This is a genomic window from Achromobacter denitrificans NBRC 15125 (genome assembly GCF_001571365.1).
In the GTDB taxonomy this organism is placed as follows: domain Bacteria; phylum Pseudomonadota; class Gammaproteobacteria; order Burkholderiales; family Burkholderiaceae_B; genus Achromobacter; species Achromobacter denitrificans.
The window spans coordinates 46704-70198 of sequence record NZ_BCTQ01000029.1 but is presented as its reverse complement, the minus strand read 5'-3'; the positions used below and the strand labels follow the sequence as shown (position 1 = coordinate 70198).

Sequence of the window (23495 nt, the reverse complement as noted above, 5' to 3'; positions counted from 1 at the left end):
TCGCGACGCCTTACAGCGTACGCGCGATTTCCTTGATTTCAAAGACTTCCAGCTGGTCGCCCACCTGGATGTCGTTGTTGCCGCGCAGCGTAAGGCCGCAGTCGAAGCCCGACTTGACTTCCTTGACGTCGTCCTTGAAGCGGCGCAGCGATTCGAGATGCCCCGTCCACTGGACCACGTTGTTGCGCAGCAGGCGGACCTGCGAGTCGCGACGCACGATGCCGTCGAGCACCATGCAGCCGGCGATGTTGCCGATGCGGGAGATGCTGTAGACCTCGCGGATCTCGACCAGGCCGATGACCTCTTCCTTCTTCTCGGGCGCCAGCATGCCCGACATGGCCGCCTTCACCTCATCCACGGCGTCGTAGATGATGTTGTAGTAGCGCACGTCGATGCCGTTGGTCTCGGCCAGCTTCTTGGCGCTGGCTTCGGCCCGGACGTTGAAGCCGATCACGACGGCGTTCGAGGCGATGGCGAGGTTGATGTCGCTTTCCGAGATGCCGCCCACGGCCGCGTGCACGACCTGCACGCGCACTTCGTCGGTCGACAGCTTGGTCAGCGACTGCACCAGCGCTTCCTGCGAGCCCTGGACGTCCGTCTTCACGATCAGCGCCAGGGTCTGCGTGCCTTCGCCCAGGTTGTCGAACATGGATTCCAGCTTCGCGGCCTGCTGGCGGGCCAGCTTGACGTCGCGGAACTTGCCTTGGCGGAACAGCGCGATTTCGCGCGCCTTGCGCTCGTCGGACAGCACCATCAGTTCGTCGCCGGCGGCCGGGACTTCGGTCAGGCCCTGGATTTCCACGGGGATCGACGGGCCGGCTTCCTGGATGGGCTTGCCGTTCTCGTCCAGCATGGCGCGCACGCGGCCGAAGCTCGCGCCGGCCAGCACCACGTCGCCGCGATGCAGGGTGCCGCTTTGCACCAGGATGGTAGCGACCGGGCCGCGGCCCTTGTCGAGGCGGGCTTCGATCACCAGGCCCTTGGCGGGCGCGTCGACCGGCGCCTTCAGTTCCAGCACTTCGGCTTGCAGCAGCACGTTTTCGAGCAGGTCGTCGATGCCCGCGCCGGTCTTGGCCGACACGGCCACGAACGGCACGTCGCCGCCGTATTCTTCCGGCACCACTTCCTCGGCGACCAGCTCCTGCTTGACGCGGTCGGGGTTGGCGGTGGGCTTGTCGATCTTGGTCATCGCCACGACCATCGGAACGCCGGCGGCCTTCGCGTGGTGGATGGCTTCGCGCGTCTGCGGCATCACGCCGTCGTCGGCCGCGCAGACCAGGATGACGATGTCGGTGGCCTTGGCGCCGCGGGCACGCATGGCGGTGAACGCCTCGTGGCCCGGGGTGTCCAGGAACGTGACCATGCCGCGTTCGGTCTGGACGTGATAGGCGCCAATGTGCTGCGTAATGCCGCCGGCTTCGCCCGCGGCAACCTTGGCGCGGCGGATGTAGTCCAGCAGCGAGGTCTTGCCGTGGTCGACGTGGCCCATGACGGTCACGACCGGAGCGCGCGGCAGCATTTCGGCTTCCGTGGTGGCGGCCGATTCGTCCAGGAAGGCTTCCGGATCGTCGAGCTTGGCGGCGATGGCGACGTGGCCCAGTTCTTCGACCACGATCATGGCCGTTTCCTGGTCCAGGACCTGGTTGATGGTGACCATCTGGCCCAGCTTCATCAACTGCTTGATGACTTCGGCGGCCTTGACGGACATCTTGTGGGCCAGGTCGGCCACGCTGATGGTTTCCGGCACGTGCACTTCACGCGCGATGAATTCCTGCGGCGCCGGCTCGTGGCGACGGTCGTTCTGCTGGTTGCGACCGCCACGGCCGCCACCCTTGCCGCCCTTGCCGCCGGCGCGCCAGCCGTCGCGGCTCGCCGGAGCGGCGGGCTTGTCGGCAGGCTTCTTGCGCGAGGCGTCGTCGGACCAGGTCGAGGCGACTTCGGCCGTCTTGATGGTCTTCTTGTTGCCGGGCGCGGCGGGCTTGGCGTCCTTCTTGGCGCCAGGCGCTGCACCGGGCTTGCCGGCCGGCTTGTGCAGCGTGCCCGAAATCGGCGCGGCGGCGGCGGGGGCCTCCGGCTCGGGGGCGCGCAGCACCTTGCGCGGACGATTCAGCATCTCGCGCAGGGCGGCGGCTTCGGCCTCGGCGGCACGGCGGGCCTCATCGCGGCCCGTCGACGTGGCGGAGGCGGCAAGCGGCGGCGCCGCGCGGCGATTGTCGGCGCGGTTGCCGACCTTGGCGGCGGGCGCGGCCGGCTGCGGCGCAGCGGTCTTGACGGGTTCGGACTTCGCGGCAGGCTGAGCCTGGGCGACAGGCGCGGCGGCCTGGGAGGATGATGGTTCGGACTTATTGGCTAGCACAACGGGTTCCGGCTTGGCTTCTTCAGCCTTGGGCTCGGTGGTTTCAGTCTTGACTTCGGGCTTGGCCTCTTGGGCCACGGGCTCGGCAGGAGCAGGCGCCGGCGTCGGTTCGGGTTCAGGCTGGACCTGGACCTCGGCGGGTTTCGCCTCGACGGGGGCGGGCACTTCGGCCGCGACGGATTCAACGGGCGCGGGCGCTTCTTCCGGCGCGGGCGCTTCTACAGCAGCGGGTTCTTCCGCCTTGGCCGGGGCAGCCGCCTCGGCCTGGACGGGCGCGGCCTCGCGAGGCTCGACCGCGGCGGGAACCTCGGGAGCAGCCGGCGCGGAGACCTGCTGCGCCTCTTCGACGGAGGCTTCTTCTTCGGCGCGCGCGGACGCGGCCTGTTCCAGGGCGATTTCGGAGGGATCACGCTTGACGAACACGCGCTTCTTGCGCACTTCGACCTGGATCGTGCGCGAGCGGCCGGTGGCGTCGGCCTGCCGGATCTCGGACGTCTGGCGACGCGTCAGGGTGATCTTCTTGCCTTCGGTCGCGCCATGGGCGCGACGCAGCGATTCGAGCAATTTCGCCTTGTCGCTGTCGGTGACGGCATCGTCCACCGATTTGAGGTCAACGCCGGCCGAGCGCAGCTGATCCAGCAGCACATTGGCAGGCATTTTCAGCTCGGTAGCGAACTGGGCGACGGTGTTACTCGACATTAGGCTCTCTCTTCCCTATATGCAGCTATTACAAACAACGTGAACTTGCGGAAGGATGGAACGCATCCATCCACCGCAGACCCGTGTCCTTTTGGTTATTCTTCGTCGAACCAATGGGCGCGGGCACGCATGATGAGGTCGCTGGCTTCCTGCTCGGTCAAACCGGCGATTTCCGCCAGTTCGTCCGTTGCCAATTCGGCCAGATCGTCACGCGTATGCACTTGACGCTCGGCCAGCTTGGCGGCCAGTTCGGGCGTCATGCCTTCGAGTTCAAGCAAATCCTGTGCGGTCTCAAGGCGCTCTTCCTGGGCGATCGCCTCGGTCAGCAGCGCATTGCGGGCACGGGCACGCAATTCATTGATGGTGTCTTCGTCGAACGCCTCAATTTCCAGCAGTTCCTGCATGGGAACGTAGGCGATTTCCTCGATACCGGTGAAACCTTCGTCGATCAGGATGTCGGCGACTTCCTCGTCGACGTCCAGCTTGCTCATGAACGTGGTGCGCAGGCCCGACCGCTCGACTTCCTGGCGGTTCAGGCTTTCTTCCGGCGTCATGATGTTGATCTGCCAGCCGGTCAGCTCGGAAGCCAGGCGGACGTTCTGACCCTTGGCGCCGATGGCCTTGGGCAGGTTTTCCTCGTCCACCACGACGTCCATCGCGTGCTTGTCCTCGTCGACGACGATGGACTCGACGTTCGCGGGCGCCAGGGCGCCGATCACGAACTGCGCGGGATCTTCCGACCACAGCACGATGTCGACCTGCTCTCCGCCCAGCTCGTTGCGCACCGCGGTCACGCGCGAACCGCGCATGCCGACGCACGTGCCGATCGGATCGATACGCTTATCGTATGCCACCACGGCGATCTTCGCACGCACGCCAGCGTCGCGGGCGGCCGCCTTGATCTCCAGCAGGCCCTGCTCGATCTCGGGGACTTCATTCTCGAACAGCTGGCGGATGAACTCGGGCGACGTGCGCGAGAGGATCACCTGCTGGCCGCGGGCGGCGTGGTCGACGCGCAACACAAAGGCGCGGACGCGGTCGGCCACCCGGAGGTTTTCCTTCGGGATCATCTCGGAGCGCGGCAGGCGGGCTTCGATCTTGCCGGTTTCGACGATGGCGTCGCCCTTGTCCATGCGCTTGATCGTGCCGGACACGATGGTTTCGCCGCGCTCCAGGAAGTCGTTCAGCACCTGTTCGCGCTCGGCGTCGCGGATCTTCTGCAGGATGGCCTGCTTGGCCGCCTGCGCGCCGATGCGGCCGAACTCGATGGGTTCGAGCGGCTCTTCGATGTATTCGCCTTCCTTGATGCCGGGGACGATTTCCTGCGCGTCCGACAGCATTTCCTGCTTGTCGGGTTCCTGAAGGCCCGCCTCGTCGGGCACGACCAGCCAGCGGCGGAAGCCTTCGTGATCGCCGGTATCCCTATCGATGGCGACACGGATGTCCGCATCATCTTTGAAGCGTTTTTTCATCGCCGAGGCCAACGCGCTTTCCAGCGCGCCGAACACGACGTCGCGCGTGACGTTCTTTTCACGCGCCAAGGCATCGACCAACAGAAGAATTTCGCGACTCATCGCTTTTTGCCCTTGAAATCCAGAACGGGATCCAGTTTTGCACGTTCGATATCCTCGACCGTGAAATTCAACACCTGGACTTCGTTCTTTTTTGCCTCAAATTCGAGACCGAACACGGTCTTGTGCACCCCAGCAGCCGCGTCGGAGGCTGCGGCGTCGTCTTCGGGCACGGTCAACGTGCCAGCAAAGACCTTGCGTCCGTCCAATGCCTCGCGCAGCTTGATTTCGATGCGCTCGCCTGCGAACCGGCGGAAGTCGGCCTCGTTGCGCAGCGGGCGATCCACGCCCGGCGAACCGACTTCCAGCCGCTTGTAATCGATGTTCTCGACTTCAAACACCCGCGACAGCTGGCGGGATACCTGCTCGCAGTCTTCGATGCGCACACCGCCGACCCGATCGATCGTGACGCGCAAAAGGCCCAGGGCGGCACGCTCGACGTCCACGAGTTCGACGTCCATGCCGGCCAGAGCCTCTTTGGTCAATGCGAATAAATCAGCCATATACTCAAAAAAAATGGGCTGCACGCCCAGCCCACCGTATTGCACAGCGCCCAGCCGCCACCCTACTGCACGTAAGGAGCAATGCTGGGCAGTGCCCTATATTGCGACCTAAATTTTGGCTTTCGCCGCCTGGTCCGCCGCCCGCACTGCCGGCCTGCGCCCGCTGCTTTTCGGCTGACAACCGCAAGCACCGGCGCCTTCCTGGAAAGCGCAACGCCGCGGCCCGTCAATCGGACCCTTTCCATGCAACCCTTGGCGCACCTACTCGGCGCGCTTTCCGGCATGCTTTTCAGCACACATGCCGGCGTGCCCACCCAGCAGGCAACGGGCAAAGCAAAGACGCGAAGCCATGAAAACCATTGATTTTACCAGATAAACCGGAAAAACGCCTGATTCGTCACGGGCTTACGTTTATATGGGACACATCGGACCCGGCGGCGCGGCCAGCGCGCCGCCGCGGACCATCAACGGCCCCGGTGGCTGCGTCCGCCCATCACGCCCAGGCGCGACTCGTGCGCCGAAGCGCCGCGAGGTTGCCAATCGTCGCCGCGCGGGGAGGCGCTGCGCGGCGCCCGCGGCTTACCGCCAGCGCCCGGCCCCTTATTGCCGCCGGAACGCCCGCCTTCGGCCTTGTTGCCACCAGAACGCGCACCCTCGGCCTTGTTGCCGCCGGCGCGCGCGCCTTCAGCCTTGTTTCCACCGCGGCCGCCCGCTGCCGGCTTGCCGCTGCGGCCGGCATTGCCGCCACGCGCGCCCGCCGCCTTGCCGCCCGACTTTCCGCCAGCGGCCTTGCGGCCGGCGCCGGCCGGCGCTTCAGCCACATTGCCCGCCACGTTGCCCGTCGCGGTATTGCCCGCGGGGCCGCCGGCCGCCGCGGCGCGCGGGCCGCGACCCTTGCCGCCCGGCTTGCCGCCGGTTTTCCCACCGGCCTTGCCGCCCGCGGCCGCGGAACGCCCGCCGCCAGCCTTGCCGCCCTTGGCGCGATTGCCGCCGCCCTCGCCTGCCAGCGGATGGCCGTTGGCATAGCCGCCGGCAAACATCAGGCCGGTTCCGAAGGGATCGGACGGACAAGCCTGCGCCTGGCCCGCGCTGCCCAGGCGGCCGCCTTGCAGCTTGCCGCGGCGGCCGATGCGCGCGCCGTTCATGCCGTTGCGGTCCATCGTGCCGAAGCCCGGGGGCAAGGCGCTGTCATGGGATTGGGGTTGCTTGGAACGGCGGCGATTGCCGCCGGAGTCGTCGTCTTCGCGCAACAGGCCCAGCTGGACCATCAGCGCGGTGACCAGCGAGGGGTCCAGCTCGTCCCAACGGCCGCGGCGCAGGGTGCGCGGCAGGACGATATCGCCGAAGCGCGTGCGGATCAGGCGGCTGACCGTGACGCCCACCGCTTCGAACATGCGGCGGACTTCGCGGTTGCGGCCTTCCTGCAGGGTGACGCGGTACCAGCGGTTGCTGCCGTCGCCGCCCAGGTAGTCCAGGGAGCCGAACGCGGCCAGGCCGTCGTCCAGCTGGATGCCATCGACCAGGGACTGGCGCTGCGCCTCGTCCATCTCGCCCAGCACGCGCACCGCGTACTCGCGCTCCGTGCCGTAGCGCGGATGCATGATGCGGTTGGCCATGTCGCCCGAGGTGGTGAAGATCAGCAGGCCTTCGGTATTCAGGTCCAGGCGGCCGACCGACAGCCACTTGCCGGTGCGCAGCTTGGGCAGGCGCGCGAAGACGCTTGCGCGGCCGCCCGGGTCGTCATGGCTGACGATCTCGCCGGCAGGCTTGTGATAGAGGATCACGCGCGGCGGCTTCTTGGTGTTCGTCCGCATGATGGGCTTGCCATTGACGCGGACCTGGTCGTTGGGCGCCACGCGTTGACCGATGTGCGCCGGCTCGCCGTTGACCGACACCCGGCCCGCGACGATCAGTTCTTCCATTTCGCGGCGCGAGCCGATGCCCGCGTCCGCCAGCACCTTGTGCAGCTTGGGCATGACCGCCTCGCTGTTCAGGTACTTGCCGAGCCGCTGTTCCATGCGGTCGGCCGTGTCCAGGTACGACAAGGCCTGCTCGGCTTCCTGCTCCGTGCCGCGGGAATCCGTGGACTCCACCGGGGCGGCAGCCTCGTCGACCTGGGGCTGCGCTTCGGCGGCGGGCGCCTGCTCGGCCGCCGCATCGCCGCGACGGCGGCGGAAAGGCGTCCTCAGCTTGCGGCCGCGGCCGCGCGCGCTGGCCTCGCCTTCGGCCGCCGGCTCGCGCGCGGCGGAAGATTCCGGCTGACCGCTGGATACGGTGTCATCCGAACTGGGATTGTCGTCCTGCATTGTTGTATTCGTTGTCACTGGGACAGCTCCGAATTTCAAACTTGGGTGGGCCTGCCAGGGGCAGGCTCGTCATCATCGGGGGACGCCGACTCTCGGTCGACCTCGGGCCGCTCAAGGCCTGCCTCGTCCGATTCCGGGGAGACGGCATCCGGGCCAGGCCGAACAGGATCGGCAAGACCGGAAGCGGGCTCATGCCCGGCAGCGGCAGGCGCCGCGGTGTCGGTCTCGTCAATCGGGTCGGTCGGTTCCGCGTGTTTTGCGTTCTCGACGCTTTCCTTTGCGGCGCCGGCTTCTGGGGCATCGGCGGCCATATCGGAAATGTCGCTGCCAGCCTCGCCGTCGGGAAAACCGGGCATGGCTGGCGTATTGGACAAGCCTTCGGCTTGCTCCCGGACGGTAGGTTCGTCGGCGGGATCCGCGCCTTCTTCTGTGCGCGAAAGCGAGAATTCTACGCTATCGACCGGGTCTATGGGTATATCCTGTTCCGAAACAGACAATTCCGCAACCGGAATAAGCTCCCCGGCGGCGGCCCGGGCCTCGCCGGCGTCGGTTTCTGCCGACTGGGCGTCCTGGCGGGGGGCATCGGTACCGGCGCCGGTATCAGCGATATCGGGATCTGCAGCAGCGCCGACACCAGCTTCGGCATCAGCGCCGGCTTCGCCCACGACTGCGCTTTCGCCGACGACAGCCTCTTCGTCCGTGGCCGCCCCCTCACCCTCGGCCGCGCCCTCTTCCGCGCCTTCGGCCGCGACCGCGGCATCATCGCCGGCAGCGGCATCGCCTTCGGCCGGGGCCTCGCCCATGATCTGCTGCACTTCGCCCAGATCCAGCCCGGCCAGGGCCGCGGCGGCCTGCGCCGACTCCAGCGCGGGCAACTCGTCCAGCGCGCGCAGGCCCAGGTCATCGAGGAACTGGCGCGTCGTGCCGAACAGCGCGGGGCGTCCCGGCGCGTCGCGATGGCCGATGACTTCGATCCAGCCGCGGTCTTCCAGGGCCTTCACGATCTGCGAGGACACCGTCACCCCGCGGATGTCTTCGATGTCGCCGCGGGTCACCGGCTGGCGCCAGGCCACGATGGCCAGCGTTTCCATCACGGCGCGGGAATACTTGGGAGGCTTCTCGGGATTGAGCCTTTCCAGGTAGCGCTGCATGCGCGGGCGGCTCTGGAAGCGCCATCCCGTCGCCAGCTGCACCAGTTCCAGGCCGCCATCTGCCCAGTTGTTCTGGATCGTCTCCAGCAGCGCGCGCAGCGCGCTATTGTCGAATTGTTCATCGTCCCCGAATAGCTTGCGCATTTCGGACAGTTGCATCGGCTGCGCCGCGCACAAGAGCGCGGTTTCGAGCACGACTATTGCCTCGCTATCGTTCATCGACATTCAAATTCAAAAGGGCTAACTTGCGCTAGGTTAAAAATAAGGCTACTATTCATTTCTCAGACGCGGGGTGGAGCAGTCTGGCAGCTCGTCGGGCTCATAACCCGAAGGTCGTAGGTTCAAATCCTGCCCCCGCAACCAAATTGATCGAGGCCTGGCGAATACGCCGGGCCTTTTTCATTTGCGTCGCGCCATTCGTGCCGCGCAGCGCTTCGCAGGCGCCCGCCAGCCGGCGCCCGGCCTCGATGGCGGGCCCGCTACAGACAGCATTGGTTTGCGAAGTTCTCACTGGATTCCCGTGTTTACCGCCCGTTGCCGGCCATGCGCCGCAACGGCCGCGCCAATCGAATCTGGGCGGAATGCCTGCCGCGACGCTGCGCGGCACGCACCTTAAGCAATTTCTGGAAAAGCTGGCACAAATCGCCAACAAGCCTGCGGAGCACGCCGGCAACCCGGCGCCACCTTCCGCGGCAATCGATATCAAGGACCTGAATCGCCAGGCATCGGACGCCACGGCGCGGCGGACTGACCGCCACGATCCGGAAGCCCGATGCGCCTCCCCTCGCGCGCCCGGAAACCGGTTCCGCGGCGCTGCGGCTCTTCCCCGAGCCGATACTACGATTCTTAGATATTTTCCAAGACTACATGACGGCGGACATCAGCCTGCCGCCCAACGACCTTCCGGGGTCCGTCCCGGCCAACCGCAGCGAACCCGCCGAGGCCGTCGCCAAATTATACCGTCAACTACCCTGCCCTCAAGCGTTCCGCCCCCGCAACGCGGCCGGCGCGCTCATGCCCCGCGCCGGTCCCAAGGCGCGGACTCCAGCCGTTCCACCAGGAAATCCAGCATGGAACGCAGGATCAGCGGCATTTGGCGGCGAGAGGCATAAATGCCGTAGATCCCCAGCTCCTGCGGCTTGCTCTGCGTCAGGATGGCCCGCAGCCTGCCGGCCTCCACGTACTCGGAAGCATAGTAGGTCGGCAGCATGGCGATGCCCGCGCCCTCCAGGGCCGCCCGCGTCAGGACCGACACCTCGTTCGCGCTGATGTTGCCGCTGACCGGCACATCCACCGGCTCGCCGTCGCGCTCGAAACGCCACAGGCTCTTGCCGAAGTAGGAATGGGTCAGGCAGTTGCGCAACGACAGGTCTTCGATCCTCGCCGGCACGCCCTCGCGCTCCAGGTACTCCGGCGAGGCGCAAACCACCGAACGGCAGACCGCCAGCTTGCGCGCAATCAGGTTGGGATCCAGGTCGTTGGTGATGCGCACCGCCAGGTCGACTCGCTCTTCCACCAGATTGACGGCCCGGTCGACCAGCATCAGGTCCACCGAGGTGCCGGGATGCCGCTTTACGTACTCCGTGACCGCGCTGGCCAGGTGACGCGACCCGAAAGACATGCTGGTGGTGATGCGCAACAGGCCGCGCGGCGTATCGTCCGGCGTGGCGACGGCAGTGCGCAGGTCCCCCACCATGTCCAGCATCTGCCGGCAGCGCGGCAATGTTTCGGCGCCGGCGGGCGTCAGGCTGAGGCGGCGCGTCGTGCGGTGCAGCAGGCGCACGCCGACCCACTGCTCCATCTCCGCCAGATAGCGCGACACCATGGCGCGCGACATGTCCAGATGCAGCGCTGCCGCCGACAGGCTGCCCCGGTCGGCGACCTCCACGAACACCTGCATGGCTTTCAGACGATCCATGATTGTCTCGATTTTTGCATCAGACCGATCGGTTATACCGTATTTCTGTGCAACATCGACACCGGAAATCGCGCATTCCGGCCCGGCGGCGCTCAGGCGGGCGGCTGGCCCAGCGCCTCGCACAACGCGCGCCGCACCTCGTCGCCATCGAGGCCGCGCAGGATGCAGACCAGCCGCGAGCGATGGTCGCGGTCCGGCCACCCGGCAAGGAGACGGATCGGGTAAAGCTCGCCGTGCACGCCATGCACCTCGCACGGCTGGGCCTCGCCCTCGAAGCACACCAGCCCCTTCACGCGCAGCAGGCCCGGACCGTAACGCTCCTGGATCCGCGAGAGGCCGGCAAGAAAGACCGGCCGCGCGAGGGGCGATTGCAGGATCAGCGAAAAGCTGGCGACCTGCCCATGCCCGGCCGCCGCCCGCGAGGAAAACGGGCGCAGCCAATCCGCCAGCGCGACGCCGTCGCGCCGGGCGTGGGCGCCGGGCCCGTTCCGCAATATCTCGACCAGGGGCGCATCCGGCCGCTGCACACTGCGCTGCGCGCCGGGATTGATGCCAACCACCGCCTGCTCGACGCGGCCCAGCTGGCCGGCGTCGACCAGATCGGCCTTGCTGAACACCACGGCGTCCGCCAGGGCCAGTTGCCGCGCCGCCTCCGGCTGGTCCGCCAGTTGTTCAATGCCGTGACACGCATCCACCAGCACGATCGCCCCGCGATAGGCATAGCGTTCCGCCAGGAAGCGGTCGTGCTTGAGCGTGAACAGGATGGGAGCAGGGTCCGCCAGCCCGCTAGTTTCGATCAGCACGCGGCGAAACGGCTTGATGCGGCGGCTCAAGGCCTGCATGAAAAGGTCGCGCAAGGTATCGACCACCGAGCCGCTGACCACGCAGCACAGGCACCCGCCTTCCACCAGGACGACGTTGTCCCGCGCTTCGCGGACCAGGTGATGGTCGACCCCGATGTCGCCGAATTCATTGACGATCACGACGGCATCGGCATAGGCGCAATCCCGCAACATGCGGTTCAGGAGCGTCGTCTTGCCGCTGCCCAGGAATCCGGAAATCACCGTAACGCCGATGCGCTTGTCGCCGTCCGGCTCGCGCTCCCGGCCGGCTTCCTGATCGTCTTGCCGTGGGTCTTGCCGTGGGTCTTGCCGTTTGTCTTGCCCTTTGTCTCGCATACGAACCGTCCGATAGGTTCCCGCCGGGCTGCGCGCGCAGCACCTCTGTAGGCCGCACTACTTACCGCCATGGGTCGCACTGTTTTCTTTTCGGCGCCTGCCTTCCGGCCCATGTTTCCACGCGCGCACCGCGCTCGCATGCCACCGCCGGCGCAAACCAAAAGGGCCATTCACTTTCGTGAATGGCCCTGAATTCTTTGGCTCCCCGAGCTGGGCTCGAACCAGCGACCTGCGGATTAACAGTCCGTCGCTCTACCGACTGAGCTATCGGGGAACTGCTAAGAAACGAGATTATGAACGAATTTTTCAGCTCGTGCAAGTCCACACTTTTTTCGCGTTTTTCCGCCCCGCAATTTCACATCGACAAAAAACTCTGATATGATCTCGGTCTTTCCAGATCGGGCCCCATAAAAAGGGTGCGAACCGGAAAGAAAAGAAGATGTTTTGCCGTTTTGGGCTTGCCTGAAACCAAGCAAATGGTCTTGCCGGCATAGCTCAGTTGGTAGAGCAGCGCATTCGTAATGCGAAGGTCGTAGGTTCGACTCCTATTGCCGGCACCAGAATTCCCGAAGGCCGACGCACAAGCGTCGGCCTTTGTCTTTCCGGGCCCGGCGCCCCGCCCTCCATGCCCGCGGCGCGCAATGCTAAGCTCGACGCCATGCCGGAACAGCCCATCAAGACCTCCCAGCGGGTATTCGAAATACTCGAGGCCTTCGAAACCGAGCAGCGCCCCATGGCGTTGAAGGATTTCACGCGGAGCTTCGGCTACCCCCCGTCCAGCGCGTCGGCGCTCCTGAAAAGCCTGGTGACGCTGGGCTACCTGGACTACGACCGCTTCTCGCGCACCTACATGCCGACCATGCGTATGGCGTCGCTGGGCAACTGGGTGCAGCGCGCGCTGTTCGGGCGCAACGAAGAAGTACTGCAGTTGATGCAGCGCCTGTCCGAAGCCTACGGCGAAACCGTCACGCTGGCCGCGCAAAGCGACCTGTACGTGCAGTACGTCTACCTGATTCCCTCGCGCCTGCCCATCTGGTATGCGGTGCCGATCGGCACGATCCGGCCGATCGCGCGCTCGGGCAGCGGCTGGGCCATGCTGGGCGCGCGCAGCGATGACGAGATCGCCGAGCTGGTGCGCCGCATCAATTTCCACGAGCCAGATCCGGCCCGCAAGGCATCGCTGGAAGATCTGATGCGGCAAGTCGAACAGGGACGGCGCGACGGCTACGTCTTCAACAAGCACACGCTGGAACAGGGCGCCGGCGGCATCTGCATGGTGCTGCCCGAAAGGCGCTTCGGACGGCTGTTCGCGCTGGCGGTCTCGGGCCCCGTGGAACGGCTGGAAGAGAAGGAAGCGGAGGTGATCGCGGGGCTCCGCGCGGGCATCGCCCGGCTCGAAGCCGCCGGCCCCTCACCGGCCGGCGAGGCGGCTCCGCCGGCTTGAGGCGCCGCGATTTTCACATACATGTAAATGCAGGCGGCAAGCGGCTCTCCGGCCCGTTTCCGGGAGTGCCGATGATAGACTTTTTGCCAGCTTCCCGGAGCGCATCGCAATCCCCCCTCGCCCCCCAACAAGCAGGAGAGTCATCATGCGTATCGAGCGTTTGCACCAGGACTTCGGCGCCGAAATCCACGGCATCAGCCTGACCGAGGCGGCATCGGATGCCGCCGCTTTCGCCCAGGTGCGCGCCGCATTCGAAGAGCACTCCGTGCTGGTCTGGCGCGACCAGCCCATCACCGACGACGTCCAGGCCGTGTTCTCGCGCGGCTTCGGCCCGCTGGAACTGGTCAAGGTCGGTTCGATCGGGCACGGCACGTTCTATTCGCGCATGAACAACATCGGCCCCGACGGCAAGATCGTGCAGCCCAGCGACAAGGCGCTGGTCATCGCGCGAGCCAATCAGCTCTGGCACACCGACAGCTCGTTCAAGAAGGTGCCGGCGGTGGCCTCGGTGCTATCGGCCCGCGTGATTCCCGAGCAGGGCGGCGAGACAGAATTCACCTCCACCCGCGCCGCCTGGGAGCGGCTCGCCCCATCCGAACAGGGCACGCTGCGCGACGCCGTGGTCATCCACAGCTACGCCACATCGCGCAACAAGATCGACCGCGGCATGATGACGCCCGAAGAACACGCCGCGCTGCCGGCGGTACGCCGTCGCATGACGTGGCGCAACCCGGTCAACGGCCGCCGCTCGCTCTACCTCGCCTCGCACGCGGGCGCCGTCGAGGGCATGGGCGACCAGGACGGCGCCGACCTGCTGGCCCACTTGATCGAGCGCGCCACCGAGTCCGCCTACACCTACGTGCACCACTGGAAGCCGGGCGACGTGGTCATGTGGGACAACCGCGCCACCATGCACCGCGGCCGCCCCTGGGGCCCGGACCAACTGCGTTCCATCGTGCGCACGACCATCTCGGCCACCGAGCAGTCCGGCCTGGACGACGTGCTACCCGAGTTGTGGGAGCAACGCGCCGCGGCCTGAAGCCCGCGCGCGGCGGAGCCTGAACGGCCCGCATCAAAAAAACTACGAGAGGAGACATCATGGAACTCAGGTCCATCGCCGCCGGCTGTGCGCTCGGTATGCTGGCCGCCGTCCCGCAGGCGGCCACCGCCCAGGGAGCCGGCGCTTATCCCGACCGCGCGGTGCGCATCATCGTGCCCTACCCCGCGGGCGGCTCCACCGACATCCTGACCCGGCTCCTCGGCCAGGGCCTGACCAAGCGCTGGGGCCAGGCGGTGGTGGTCGAAAACCGCGGCGGCGCCTCGGGCATCATCGGCACGGAAGCCGCGGCCCGCGCCGACCCCGACGGCTATACGCTGCTGATGAACGGCAGCGGCCCGCACACCGTGAACATCAGCCTGTTCGAGAAGCTTCCGTACAACCCCACCAGGGATTTCGCGCCCATCGTGCGCGGCATGACCATCCCGCTGCTGATGGTGGCGCCGGCCGACGCGCCCTACAACGACGTCAAGTCGTACATCGCCTGGGCCAAGCAGAACCAGGCCACGGCCAACTACTGCTCGATCGGCCCCGGTTCGCCCTCGCACCTGGCGGGCGAGCTGTTCAAGTCCATGTCCGGCCTCGACCACCTCACGCACGTGCCCTACAAGGGCAGTGGCCCGGCGATCATCGACACCATCTCGGGCACCTGCAACATGATGTTCGACGCTGCGCTATCGTCCGGGCCGCAAGTCAAGAACGGCAAGCTGAAACTGCTGGCAATCGGCACCGAGCAACGCGATCCGTCGTGGCCGAACACGCCCACCGTGTCCGAAAGCGGGCTTCCCGGCTTCAGCGCCTACACCTGGAGCGGGCTGTTCGCGCCGGCCGGCACGCCTCCCGCCGTCATCAAGAAGATCCAGCAGGACGCCGACGCGGTGCTGGGCAGCCCCGAGGTCAAGAAGGCCCTGCTGGAACAAGGCGCGCAGACGGGCGGCGGCACGTCCGAGGACCTGGCCAGATTCGTGGACAGCGAAATCGCCAAGTGGGCCAAGGTGATCAAGGACAGTCACATCACGGTGAACTGATTCCGCGCCCCCCGAGGCCGGGCCGCGCTCGTTCCAGCGCGGCCCGGGCCCCGTCGTCGCCCTGGATTTCCCAGTAGGTCTCGATGACCGTCTCAAGATGGCCGCGCATCGCCGCCTCCGCGCGGTCCGCGTCGCGGTCGCGGATGGCCTCGAAAACAGCCCGGTGCGCCTCGATGGCCTTGTCCAGCGCTTCCGGATGGCTGAGCGAAGTCCGGCGCTGCGCTTCCAGCAGTTCCAGCACCACCTGGTACAGCGCATCCAGCAGGGGATCGCGCGCGATGCTCGCGATGCGCCGGTGAAAGGCGTCGTCGCCGGCCGAAAACGCGGCGGGATCGGCCGCGTTCGCCTCCGACTCGCGCAACAGCCGTTCCAAGTCGCGGAGGTCTTCGCCGGTGGCCCGCCGGGCGGCCTCGCGCGCCATCGCCGTTTCGACGAAGATGCGCGTCCGCTGGAATTGGCGCACGCCTTCCGGACGGGCCACCAGCATCCTGGCGGCTCCGGACAGCAACTGGAGCAGCGTGCGCGGATCGGGCTCGGTAACGCGCGAGCGGTCGCCGGTGGACACCGCCACCATTCCGGTCCTGTTCAGCCACAGCAAGGCCTCGCGCACGGCCGGGCGCCCCACCCCATAATGGGCCATCAGGTCCCGTTCCGACGGCAGGCGGTCGCCGACGGCCAGCTCGCCGGACAGCACGCGCGCCTCGATGTCCTTGACGATCTGGTCGGACAGCCGGTCGCGGCGCAGGTGCGCGGGCTTGCCGAAACCGCTCATGCGCCGAGTTCCTTGCGAATGGCGCGCTTGGCGTCGACGATGCGGGCCAGGAAACGATCGCGCCAGCGGCGGCGTTCCGGCAGCGCCTGCGCCGGCACGGCCGAGCGCATCCGGGCCTCGACGGCGGACACCAGATCCGCCCCCCACTCGCGCGGATCGGCCTGCTCCCTGGCCAGCCCGTGGTACATCGGCCCCAGGTTCGCGCAATATTCCGCCACGCCATGCGCCGCGTTCAGGTCGATGGTCGCGAACGGCCCCATGAAGCACCAGCGCAGGCCCAGCCCGTCGGCCATCGCCGCGTCCACCTCGGCGGGCGTGCAGATGCCGTCCTCCACCAGGCGGAAGGCTTCGCCGAGCACGGCACTTTGCAGCCGGTTCACCACGAAGCCATTGATCTCGCGCGTCAGCATGATGGGGCTCTGCCCCAACTCACGCATCAGATCGCGCACGAAGCGCACGGCCTCGGGCGCCGTGCCTGGCGCGGGAACCAGTTCCACCAGCGGAATCAGGTGCGGCGGATTGATCGGGTGAGCGACCAGGCAGCGCGCGGCGTTCGCCAGGCCCTCGGTAAAACTGGACGCGGGAAAGCCGGAGGTGGAGCTGCCGACGATGGCGCCGCGCTCCAGCAGGTCGTCCATTTCCTTGTAGAGCGCCTGCTTGATCGGCAGCCGCTCCGGCGCGCTTTCCTGGACGTAATCGGCGCCCTTCAGCGCATCGGCCAAGTCGGCGGCCACCCGGCACCGCGCCGCGCAGGAGGCATCCACGGACGCCACGAAAGCCACGGCCGCCGCCGCGGCCTCGGGAGAACGGTCGTAAATAGCCACGTCGTGCCCGGCTCGCGCAAACACGAGCGCCCACGACGACCCGACGACGCCGCAGCCAATGATCGCTGATTTCATTTGTCTCCGTCCTTTTGTGATCGCCGCCTACCGGCCCGGGAACCTCCGCCCCGGCAGGGCGCCGCGCCCTGCGTTTCAGGGTTGAAATTGGTATAACAGGTTGACAGCATGACCGTCAAACCCGGCGCCGGCCCAAGCCCGGCGCCCCGGGAACTCCTGCCCTGCGCCGCGCGTCCAACTTTCCGGACCACCCTAGCGGACATCGCCATGCGCATTCTTCTTGTCGAAGACGACATCATGATCGGCGAAAGCGTGCTGGATTGCCTGCGCGCGGAACATTACGCCGTCGATTGGGTGAAGGACGGCAACGCCGCGGACCTCGCGCTGCGCACCGACGCCTACGACCTGATCCTCCTGGATTTGGGCCTGCCCAAGCGCGACGGGCTGGCGCTGCTGCGCGACCTGCGCTCGCGCAAGGACCGCACGCCCGTGCTGATCGCCACGGCCCGCGACGCAATCAGCGACCGGATCGCCGGGCTGGACGCCGGCGCGGACGACTACATCGTCAAGCCGTACGACGTGGACGAATTGCTGGCCCGCATCCGCGCGCTGATCCGCCGCAGCGCGGGCCGCGCCGAGCCGGTGTACGAACACGAAGGCATCACCATCGATCCGCAGTCCCATGCCGCCATGGTGGACGGCACCCCCGTGGCGCTGACCGCCCGCGAATGGGCCGTGCTGGAGCCGCTGATCGCGCGCCCGGGCATGATTTTTTCGCGCGCCCAGCTCGAAGAGAAGCTGTACAGCTGGAAAGACAGTATCAGCAGCAACGCGGTTGAGGTTTATATTCATGGCCTGCGCAAGAAACTGGGTCCGAACCTGATCCAGAACGTTAGAGGCGTCGGCTATGTCATCCCCAAAACATGAGTATTCCGCTTAGCTATTCGCTGCGGGCCCGGCTGCTCTTCTTCCTGCTGGCCGCCATCGTGGTCGGCGCGCTCGTGCAGGGCGCGATCGCCTACCGCAGCACGCTGGCGCAAGCCGACGACATCTTCGATTCCCTGCTGCAACGCACCGCCCTGTCGCTGGGCACCGGCGACGGGCTGCTCAGCACGGGCCCGCGCCATGCGCTCGGAGCGGGCTCGCCCGTGGCCGACGACCTCATCATCCAGATCTGGACGCCCGACGGCGTGCGCGTCTTCAATTCGCGCTCGCGCCGGCCGCTGCCCGACCAGATCATCCTCGGATTCTCCGACGCCAGGATGGAAGGCAGCACCTACCGCGTGTACTCGCTGGCCACGCCCTTCCAGGTGATCCAGGTGGCCCAGGACATGGACGTGCGCAAGCGCATGGCGGGAGCGCTGGCGCTGCGCACCGTGCTGCCGATCGCGGCGGCGGCCCCGCTGCTGATGCTGATCGTCTGGTGCGTGGTCAGCTGGTCGCTGCGGCCGGTGAAGCGGGCGCGCGCGCAGGTGGCCTCCCGGCAACCCGAGGACCTCTCCCCCGTCAGCGTGCAAGGGCTGCCGGACGAAATCCGGCCGCTGGTCCAGGAGCTGAACCTGCTGCTCGAACGCATGCGCGGCGCCTTCGCCCAGCAGAAACAGTTCGTGGGAGACGCCGCGCACGAGCTGCGATCTCCCCTGGCGGCGCTGCGGCTGCAGTTGCAGGCCCTGCAGCGCGCGGGCGACGCGGACGGGCGCCAATTGGCCGAGCAGCGCCTGGCCGCGGGCATCGACCGCGCCACGCGGCTGGTGGAGCAGTTGCTGTCCATGGCGCGCCACGAAAGCGCCGCCGAACAGGCGCCCGCCGAAGACGTGGACCTGGCCGACGTGCTGCGCCAGGCCCTCTCCGAAGTCCTGCCCCAGGCCAACGCCAAATCGATCTCCGTGGAGCTGGACGGCGCCCCCGAGGCCCGGGTCCGCGGCCACCGGGATGCGCTCGCGCTGCTGGTGCGCAACCTGCTGGACAACGCGGTCAAGTACACGCCTGCCGGCAAGCGCGTCCAGTTGCGCCTGGAGCAGGCGCCCGGCCAGGCCGTCCTGTTGATCGACGACGAAGGGCCCGGCATCGCGCGGCAAGAGCGCGAGCGCGTGTTCGACCGCTTCTACCGCGTCGAAGGCAATACCCAGCCCGGCAGCGGCCTGGGGCTGGCCATCGCGCGCGCCATCGCCGGGCGGCATGGGGCGACGATCACGTTGCTGGACGCCCCGTCCGGCCCGGGGCTGCGCGTGAAGGTGGTGTTCCCGGCTTAAGATTCCCCTAAGTGTCAGGTCCGAAGATAGCGCCATGTCCTTCAACATGAACGCAGGAGCCGACATGAAGACCTCCCAAATGAAGCCCTCGCGCCTGGTAATGGCGTTGCTGGCAGCCGGCGCCATAGGCGGCGCCGGCGCAACCGCCGTCATCGGCGGCGTTTCGATGGCGGCCGACGCGCCGGCCATTTCCGCCCCCGCGCAAGCGGCCCTTCCCTCCACCCCGTCCAATTTCGCGCAGATCACGCGCGACTACGGGCCCGCGGTGGTGAACATCAGCGTCAGCGGCACCCGCAAGGTGTCCGCCGCCGAAGGCGATCCGTTCGCCCAGTTCTTCGGCCAGTTCCCCGGCGGGCGCGGCCAGATGCCTTCGCGCGAAGTCCCCATGCGCGGCGAGGGCTCCGGCTTCATCGTCAGCAGCGACGGCATCATCCTGACCAACGCGCACGTCGTGCAGGATGCCAAGGAAGTTACCGTCAAACTGACGGACCGCCGCGAATTCAAGGCCAAGGTGCTGGGTTCGGACCCGCAGACCGACGTGGCCGTCATCAAGATCGATGCCAAGAACCTTCCCATGGTCAAGGTGGGCGACGTCAACCGCCTGCAGGTCGGCGAATGGGTGCTGGCCATCGGCTCGCCCTACGGCCTGGAGAACACGGCGACCGCCGGCATCGTCAGCGCCAAGGGCCGCTCGCTGCCCGACGACACGTCGGTTCCGTTCATCCAGACCGACGTGGCGGTCAACCCGGGCAATTCCGGCGGCCCGCTGTTCAACGACCGCGGCGAGGTCGTGGGCATCAATTCGCAGATCTACAGCCGCACCGGCGGATTCCAGGGCCTGTCGTTCTCGATCCCCATCGACGTGGCCTACAAGATCAAGGACCAGATCCTCGAACACGGCAAGGTGCAGCACGCCAGGCTGGGCGTGACGGTGCAGGAAGTGAACCAGGACCTGGCCGATTCCTTCAAGCTGGACTCGCCTTCGGGCGCGCTGGTATCCAGCGTCGAGAAGGGCAGCGCCGCCGCCAAGGCCGGCCTGCAGCCCGGCGACGTGGTGCGGCAGATCGACGGCAAGACCATCGTGTCCTCCGGCGACCTGGCCTCCACCATCACGCTGGCGTCCCCGGGCGAGAAGATCAAGCTGGATATCTGGCGCAATGGCGCGCACAAGGAGCTGGTCGCCACGCTGGGCGGCATTCCCGCGGACAAGACGCAGGCGTCGGCGGGAGACCAGGAAGTGCAGCGCGGCCAGCTGGGCCTGGCGCTGCGGCCGCTGAGCCCTCAGGAGCAGCAGGCCGCGGGCGCCGAAGGCCTGCTGATCGAGCGTTCCGTCGGACCGGCCGCCAAGGCCGGGATCGAACCCGGCGACGTGCTGCTGTCGCTGAACGGAGTGCCCGTGCATAACGTCGGGCAGGTCAAGGAAGCCTTGTCCAAGGCCGGCAAGACGGTCGCGCTGCTGGTGCAGCGCGGTGAAGACAAGATCTTCGTGCCCGTGCAGATCGGCTGAGGCCGGACAGCCCCCTTCCCCGGGGGCTGTTTTTATTCCGCGTCGGGCTGCTTGCCCGGCGCGGCCGCATCGAAGGCCGGCAGTTCGCGGCAGGCCGCGTCGATGCGCACGATATTGGGCATGGCCGACAGATCGCAGCCGAAGCGCTGCGCGTTGGCGACCTGGGGCACCAGGCAGATGTCGGCGATGGTCGGCGTATCGCCGTGGCAGTAGCGGCCGGTGGCGCTGGAATGCGCCAGCTGCGCCTCCAGGGCTTCCAGGCCCTGGCGCACCCAGTGCCGGTACCAGGCGTTCTTGGCGTCTTCGTCCACGCCGAGGGTGTGCTTCAGGTACTTGAGCACGCGCAGGTTGTTCAGCGGATGCGTGTCGCAAGCGATGCCCAGCGCGAGATCCCGCACGCGCGCGCGGCCGATCGCGTCGGCCGGCAGCAGGGGGACCTCGGGATGCGTTTCTTCCAGGTATTCGATGATGGCCAGGGATTGCCCGATCACCGCGTCGCCGTCGACCAGCGTCGGCACCAGCCCCGTCGGGTTCATCTTGCGGTAATCCGCCGACAGCTGCTGGCCGCCGTCTTTCAGCAGATGCACCGGCAGGTACTCGTAGGCCAGGCCCTTCAGATTCAGGGCGATGCGCACCCGGTACGCGGCCGAACTGCGAAAGTAGCTGTACAACTGCATGTAGTCTCCTTGATGTCCTGATCCGGAGCCGCCCGCGGCGGCGCCCGCCATCCTATTCCAGCGATTCCGTTTGCGCCGATTTGCGCGACAGCCCCTTGGGCAGCGGGAACGCCACATTCTCTTCCAGGCCCGGCATGGTGCGCACCGACACCGCGCCCAGTTCCTTGACGCGATCGATCACCTGCTGCACCAGGATTTCCGGCGCCGAGGCGCCCGCCGTCACGCCGATGCGCTTGCGGCCGACCAGCCAGGCCGGATCGATGGACTGCGCGCCGTCGATGAGGTACGAGGCGACGCCCTTGCGTTCCGCCACTTCGCGCAGGCGGTTCGAGTTGGAGCTGTTGGGGCTGCCGACCACCAGCACCAGGTCGCAATCCGGCGCCATGACCTTGACCGCGTCCTGGCGGTTCTGGGTGGCGTAGCAGATGTCGCTCTTCTTGGGCTCGACGATGCTGGGGAAGCGCGCCTTCAACGCGCGCGATACCGCCGCCGCGTCGTCCACGGACAGCGTGGTCTGCGTGACGTAAGCGAGGTTCTCGGGATCGGTCACCTGCAAGCTGGCGACGTCTTCCACCGTCTCGACCAGGTACATGCCGCCCTGGGCCTGGCCCAGCGTGCCTTCGACCTCGGGATGGCCTTTGTGGCCGATCATGATGATCTCGCGGCCGGCCGCCCGCATGCGCGCCACTTCGATGTGCACTTTGGTGACCAGCGGGCAGGTGGCGTCGAAGACCTGCAGGCCGCGCGCTTCCGCTTCGGCCCGCACCGCCTTGGACACCCCGTGGGCCGAGAACACCACGATGGAACCCGAGGGCGCGTCGTCCAGCTCGTCGATGAAGACCGCCCCCTTCGCGCGCAGGTCTTCCACCACGTAGCGGTTGTGGACGATCTCGTGGCGCACGTAGATCGGCGCGCCGTGCAGTTCGAGCGCGCGCTCGACGATATCGATGGCACGGTCGACGCCGGCACAGAAGCCGCGCGGCTGCGCCAGCAGGACTTCGGCGTCGGAGGCGGTTACGACCTGGCTCATCAGAGGACTCCCAGCAGCGCCACGTCGACCCGCAGGCTGATGCCCGCGAGCGGGTGGTTGAAATCGAACAGCGCCGATTCCTCGTTGATTTCCTTCAGGACGCCCGAGTAGCGGCCGCCGTTGGGCGCCGTGAATTCCACCAGGTCGCCCGGCTCGAAGGTGGCGTCGGCGCCGGCATGCTCGGCCAGCATCCCGCGCGTGACGCGCTGGATGAGTTCCGGGTTGCGTTCGCCGTAGGCGTCGGCCGGCGCGACGGTGACGCTGAAGCGCTCGCCCTCGGCGCGGCCGATCAGCGCGGCCTCCAGGCCGGGCGCCCACTGCCCGCTGCCCAGTTGCAGCGTGCCGGGGCGGCCGTCGAAGGTGTCGGCGAACACCGAATCCTTGCCGGGCCCGGAGGCCAGCGTAATCCGGTAGTGCAGCGTCAGGTAGGAATCCGGACGGACCAAAACGTTCACTTCATTAGAGGCGGTGCTCAAGATCTGCCACCGTATAGGCAATTGAATAAACCTTGATTTTAGAGCTTCTTATGAAATTGTCCGTCCGGCTGCCAAAACACGAGCGTCCCCGGGAGCGGTTGATGCGCCACGGAGCCGCCGCGCTCCAGGATTCGGAGCTGCTGGCCATCGCCCTGCGCACGGGCATACCCGGCCTGCACGTCGTGGAATTATGTAACCGGCTGCTGCGGCAATTCGGCGGGCTGCGGGGCCTGCTGGGCGCCGCGCCCGAGGAACTGATGGCGGTTCCCGGCCTGGGCGCCGCCAAGGCCTGCATGCTGGCCGCTCTGCTGGAACTGGCCCGCCGCGCCGTCGAGGAAGAGCTGCCCCGGGTCAACAACCTGGACCATCCCCTGCAGGTGAAGCAATACTGCAAGCTCGCGCTGGGCCACCGCCGGGTGGAGCACTGCATCGCCCTCTACCTGGACAACCAGCTGCGCCTGATCGCCACCGGGGAGCTGGCGCGCGGCACGCTGTCGCAGGCCTCGGTCTACCCCCGGGAGGTCGTGCGCGAGGCCCTGCGCCACCATGCGGCCGCCCTCATCGTGGCCCACAACCATCCCTCGGGCGTAGCCGAGCCCAGCGCCGCCGACCACAGCTTCACGCAGCACCTGAAACAGGCGCTGGCGCTGGTGGACATCAAGCTGGTGGACCACCTCATCGTCGCCGGCGACGCCGTGGTTTCCATGGCCGAGCGGGGCAGCCTGTAAATG

General features: G+C 67.2%; 19 protein-coding genes and 3 tRNA genes. 9 read left to right on the top strand and 13 right to left on the bottom strand.

What is annotated here, in order from left to right; all coding sequences use genetic code 11:
* Nucleotides 1–10 precede the first annotated feature (10 nt).
* From infB to scpB, 5 genes are all read right to left on the bottom strand, one after another.
* Nucleotides 11–3055, bottom strand: coding sequence for a translation initiation factor IF-2 (gene infB / locus ADE01S_RS22080; RefSeq protein WP_062683893.1), 3045 nt, complete (start codon nucleotides 3053–3055; stop codon nucleotides 11–13).
* A 95-nt stretch (nucleotides 3056–3150) separates the two neighbouring features.
* The gene (nusA, locus tag ADE01S_RS22075) at nucleotides 3151–4629 is read right to left on the bottom strand and encodes a transcription termination factor NusA (protein ID WP_062683892.1); all 1479 of its coding nucleotides are present in this window, start codon (nucleotides 4627–4629) and stop codon (nucleotides 3151–3153) included.
* The gene (gene rimP / locus ADE01S_RS22070) at nucleotides 4626–5129 is read right to left on the bottom strand and encodes a ribosome maturation factor RimP (RefSeq protein WP_062683891.1); all 504 of its coding nucleotides are present in this window, start codon (nucleotides 5127–5129) and stop codon (nucleotides 4626–4628) included. Before rimP ends, nusA begins: the two co-directional genes overlap by 4 nt.
* Nucleotides 5130–5593: 464 nt before the next feature.
* Entirely contained in the window at nucleotides 5594–7435 is a 1842-nt protein-coding gene (gene rluB / locus ADE01S_RS22065; protein ID WP_062683890.1) for a 23S rRNA pseudouridine(2605) synthase RluB, read from the bottom strand.
* A gap of 35 nt (nucleotides 7436–7470) precedes the next feature.
* Nucleotides 7471–8811 (bottom strand): SMC-Scp complex subunit ScpB, encoded by a 1341-nt coding sequence (gene scpB, locus ADE01S_RS22060; protein ID WP_062683889.1) that lies wholly within the window; start codon nucleotides 8809–8811, stop codon nucleotides 7471–7473.
* Between the two features lie 61 nt (nucleotides 8812–8872).
* Here scpB and ADE01S_RS22055 point away from each other — a divergent pair.
* A tRNA-Met gene (locus ADE01S_RS22055) sits at nucleotides 8873–8949 on the top strand.
* Nucleotides 8950–9598: 649 nt separating this feature from the next.
* Here ADE01S_RS22055 and ADE01S_RS22050 read toward each other — a convergent pair.
* The 3 genes from ADE01S_RS22050 to ADE01S_RS22040 form a co-directional block, all read right to left on the bottom strand.
* Entirely contained in the window at nucleotides 9599–10504 is a 906-nt protein-coding gene (locus tag ADE01S_RS22050) for a LysR family transcriptional regulator (RefSeq protein ID WP_087881423.1), read from the bottom strand.
* Between the two features lie 92 nt (nucleotides 10505–10596).
* Nucleotides 10597–11682, bottom strand: coding sequence for a CobW family GTP-binding protein (locus ADE01S_RS22045; protein WP_082775874.1), 1086 nt, complete (start codon nucleotides 11680–11682; stop codon nucleotides 10597–10599).
* Nucleotides 11683–11880: 198 nt separating this feature from the next.
* Nucleotides 11881–11956: transfer RNA gene (locus tag ADE01S_RS22040), tRNA-Asn, on the bottom strand.
* Between the two features lie 210 nt (nucleotides 11957–12166).
* On the opposite strand from ADE01S_RS22040, the gene ADE01S_RS22035 reads away from it, so the two are divergent.
* From ADE01S_RS22035 to ADE01S_RS22020, 4 genes are all read left to right on the top strand, one after another.
* Nucleotides 12167–12242, top strand: a tRNA-Thr gene (locus ADE01S_RS22035).
* A gap of 65 nt (nucleotides 12243–12307) precedes the next feature.
* Nucleotides 12308–13126, top strand: coding sequence for an IclR family transcriptional regulator (locus ADE01S_RS22030; RefSeq protein ID WP_075873366.1), 819 nt, complete (start codon nucleotides 12308–12310; stop codon nucleotides 13124–13126).
* A 145-nt stretch (nucleotides 13127–13271) separates the two neighbouring features.
* Entirely contained in the window at nucleotides 13272–14165 is an 894-nt protein-coding gene (locus ADE01S_RS22025) for a TauD/TfdA dioxygenase family protein (RefSeq protein ID WP_062683887.1), read from the top strand.
* Nucleotides 14166–14224: 59 nt separating this feature from the next.
* Nucleotides 14225–15211, top strand: coding sequence for a Bug family tripartite tricarboxylate transporter substrate binding protein (locus ADE01S_RS22020; protein ID WP_062683886.1), 987 nt, complete (start codon nucleotides 14225–14227; stop codon nucleotides 15209–15211).
* On the opposite strand, the gene ADE01S_RS22015 is transcribed toward ADE01S_RS22020, so the two are convergent.
* Entirely contained in the window at nucleotides 15198–15983 is a 786-nt protein-coding gene (locus ADE01S_RS22015) for an FCD domain-containing protein (RefSeq protein WP_082775873.1), read from the bottom strand. The genes ADE01S_RS22020 and ADE01S_RS22015 overlap by 14 nt on opposite strands.
* On the bottom strand, nucleotides 15980–16882 hold the full coding sequence (locus tag ADE01S_RS22010) for a 3-hydroxyacyl-CoA dehydrogenase (protein WP_062683885.1): 903 nt from the start codon (nucleotides 16880–16882) through the stop codon (nucleotides 15980–15982). Before ADE01S_RS22010 ends, ADE01S_RS22015 begins: the two co-directional genes overlap by 4 nt.
* 207 nt (nucleotides 16883–17089) lie before the next feature.
* Here ADE01S_RS22010 and ADE01S_RS22005 point away from each other — a divergent pair, with 207 nt between their 5' ends.
* The 3 genes from ADE01S_RS22005 to ADE01S_RS21995 all read left to right on the top strand — a co-directional run bounded on the left by ADE01S_RS22005 (nucleotide 17090) and on the right by ADE01S_RS21995 (nucleotide 20581).
* Nucleotides 17090–17749 carry a response regulator gene (locus ADE01S_RS22005; protein ID WP_062683884.1) on the top strand — a complete coding sequence of 220 codons (660 nt, stop codon included), beginning with the start codon at nucleotides 17090–17092 and terminating at the stop codon, nucleotides 17747–17749.
* Entirely contained in the window at nucleotides 17746–19074 is a 1329-nt protein-coding gene (locus ADE01S_RS22000) for an ATP-binding protein (protein ID WP_062683883.1), read from the top strand. Before ADE01S_RS22005 ends, ADE01S_RS22000 begins: the two co-directional genes overlap by 4 nt.
* Before the next feature lie 64 nt (nucleotides 19075–19138).
* Nucleotides 19139–20581, top strand: a complete 1443-nt coding sequence (locus tag ADE01S_RS21995; RefSeq protein WP_062683907.1) for a DegQ family serine endoprotease — start codon at nucleotides 19139–19141, stop codon at nucleotides 20579–20581.
* Between the two features lie 32 nt (nucleotides 20582–20613).
* On the opposite strand, the gene maiA is transcribed toward ADE01S_RS21995, so the two are convergent.
* The 3 genes from maiA to ADE01S_RS21980 are packed head-to-tail and all read right to left on the bottom strand — an operon-like array spanning nucleotide 20614 to nucleotide 22764.
* Nucleotides 20614–21258 carry a maleylacetoacetate isomerase gene (maiA, locus tag ADE01S_RS21990; RefSeq protein ID WP_062683882.1) on the bottom strand — a complete coding sequence of 215 codons (645 nt, stop codon included), beginning with the start codon at nucleotides 21256–21258 and terminating at the stop codon, nucleotides 20614–20616.
* 52 nt (nucleotides 21259–21310) lie between these two features.
* Nucleotides 21311–22288 (bottom strand): 4-hydroxy-3-methylbut-2-enyl diphosphate reductase, encoded by a 978-nt coding sequence (gene ispH, locus ADE01S_RS21985; protein WP_062683881.1) that lies wholly within the window; start codon nucleotides 22286–22288, stop codon nucleotides 21311–21313.
* The gene (locus ADE01S_RS21980; RefSeq protein WP_082775872.1) at nucleotides 22288–22764 is read right to left on the bottom strand and encodes an FKBP-type peptidyl-prolyl cis-trans isomerase; all 477 of its coding nucleotides are present in this window, start codon (nucleotides 22762–22764) and stop codon (nucleotides 22288–22290) included. Before ADE01S_RS21980 ends, ispH begins: the two co-directional genes overlap by 1 nt.
* A gap of 50 nt (nucleotides 22765–22814) precedes the next feature.
* Here ADE01S_RS21980 and radC point away from each other — a divergent pair, with 50 nt between their 5' ends.
* A complete protein-coding gene (gene radC, locus ADE01S_RS21975; protein WP_062683879.1) occupies nucleotides 22815–23492 on the top strand; it encodes a RadC family protein in 678 nt (225 codons plus the stop codon).
* Nucleotides 23493–23495 lie beyond the last annotated feature (3 nt).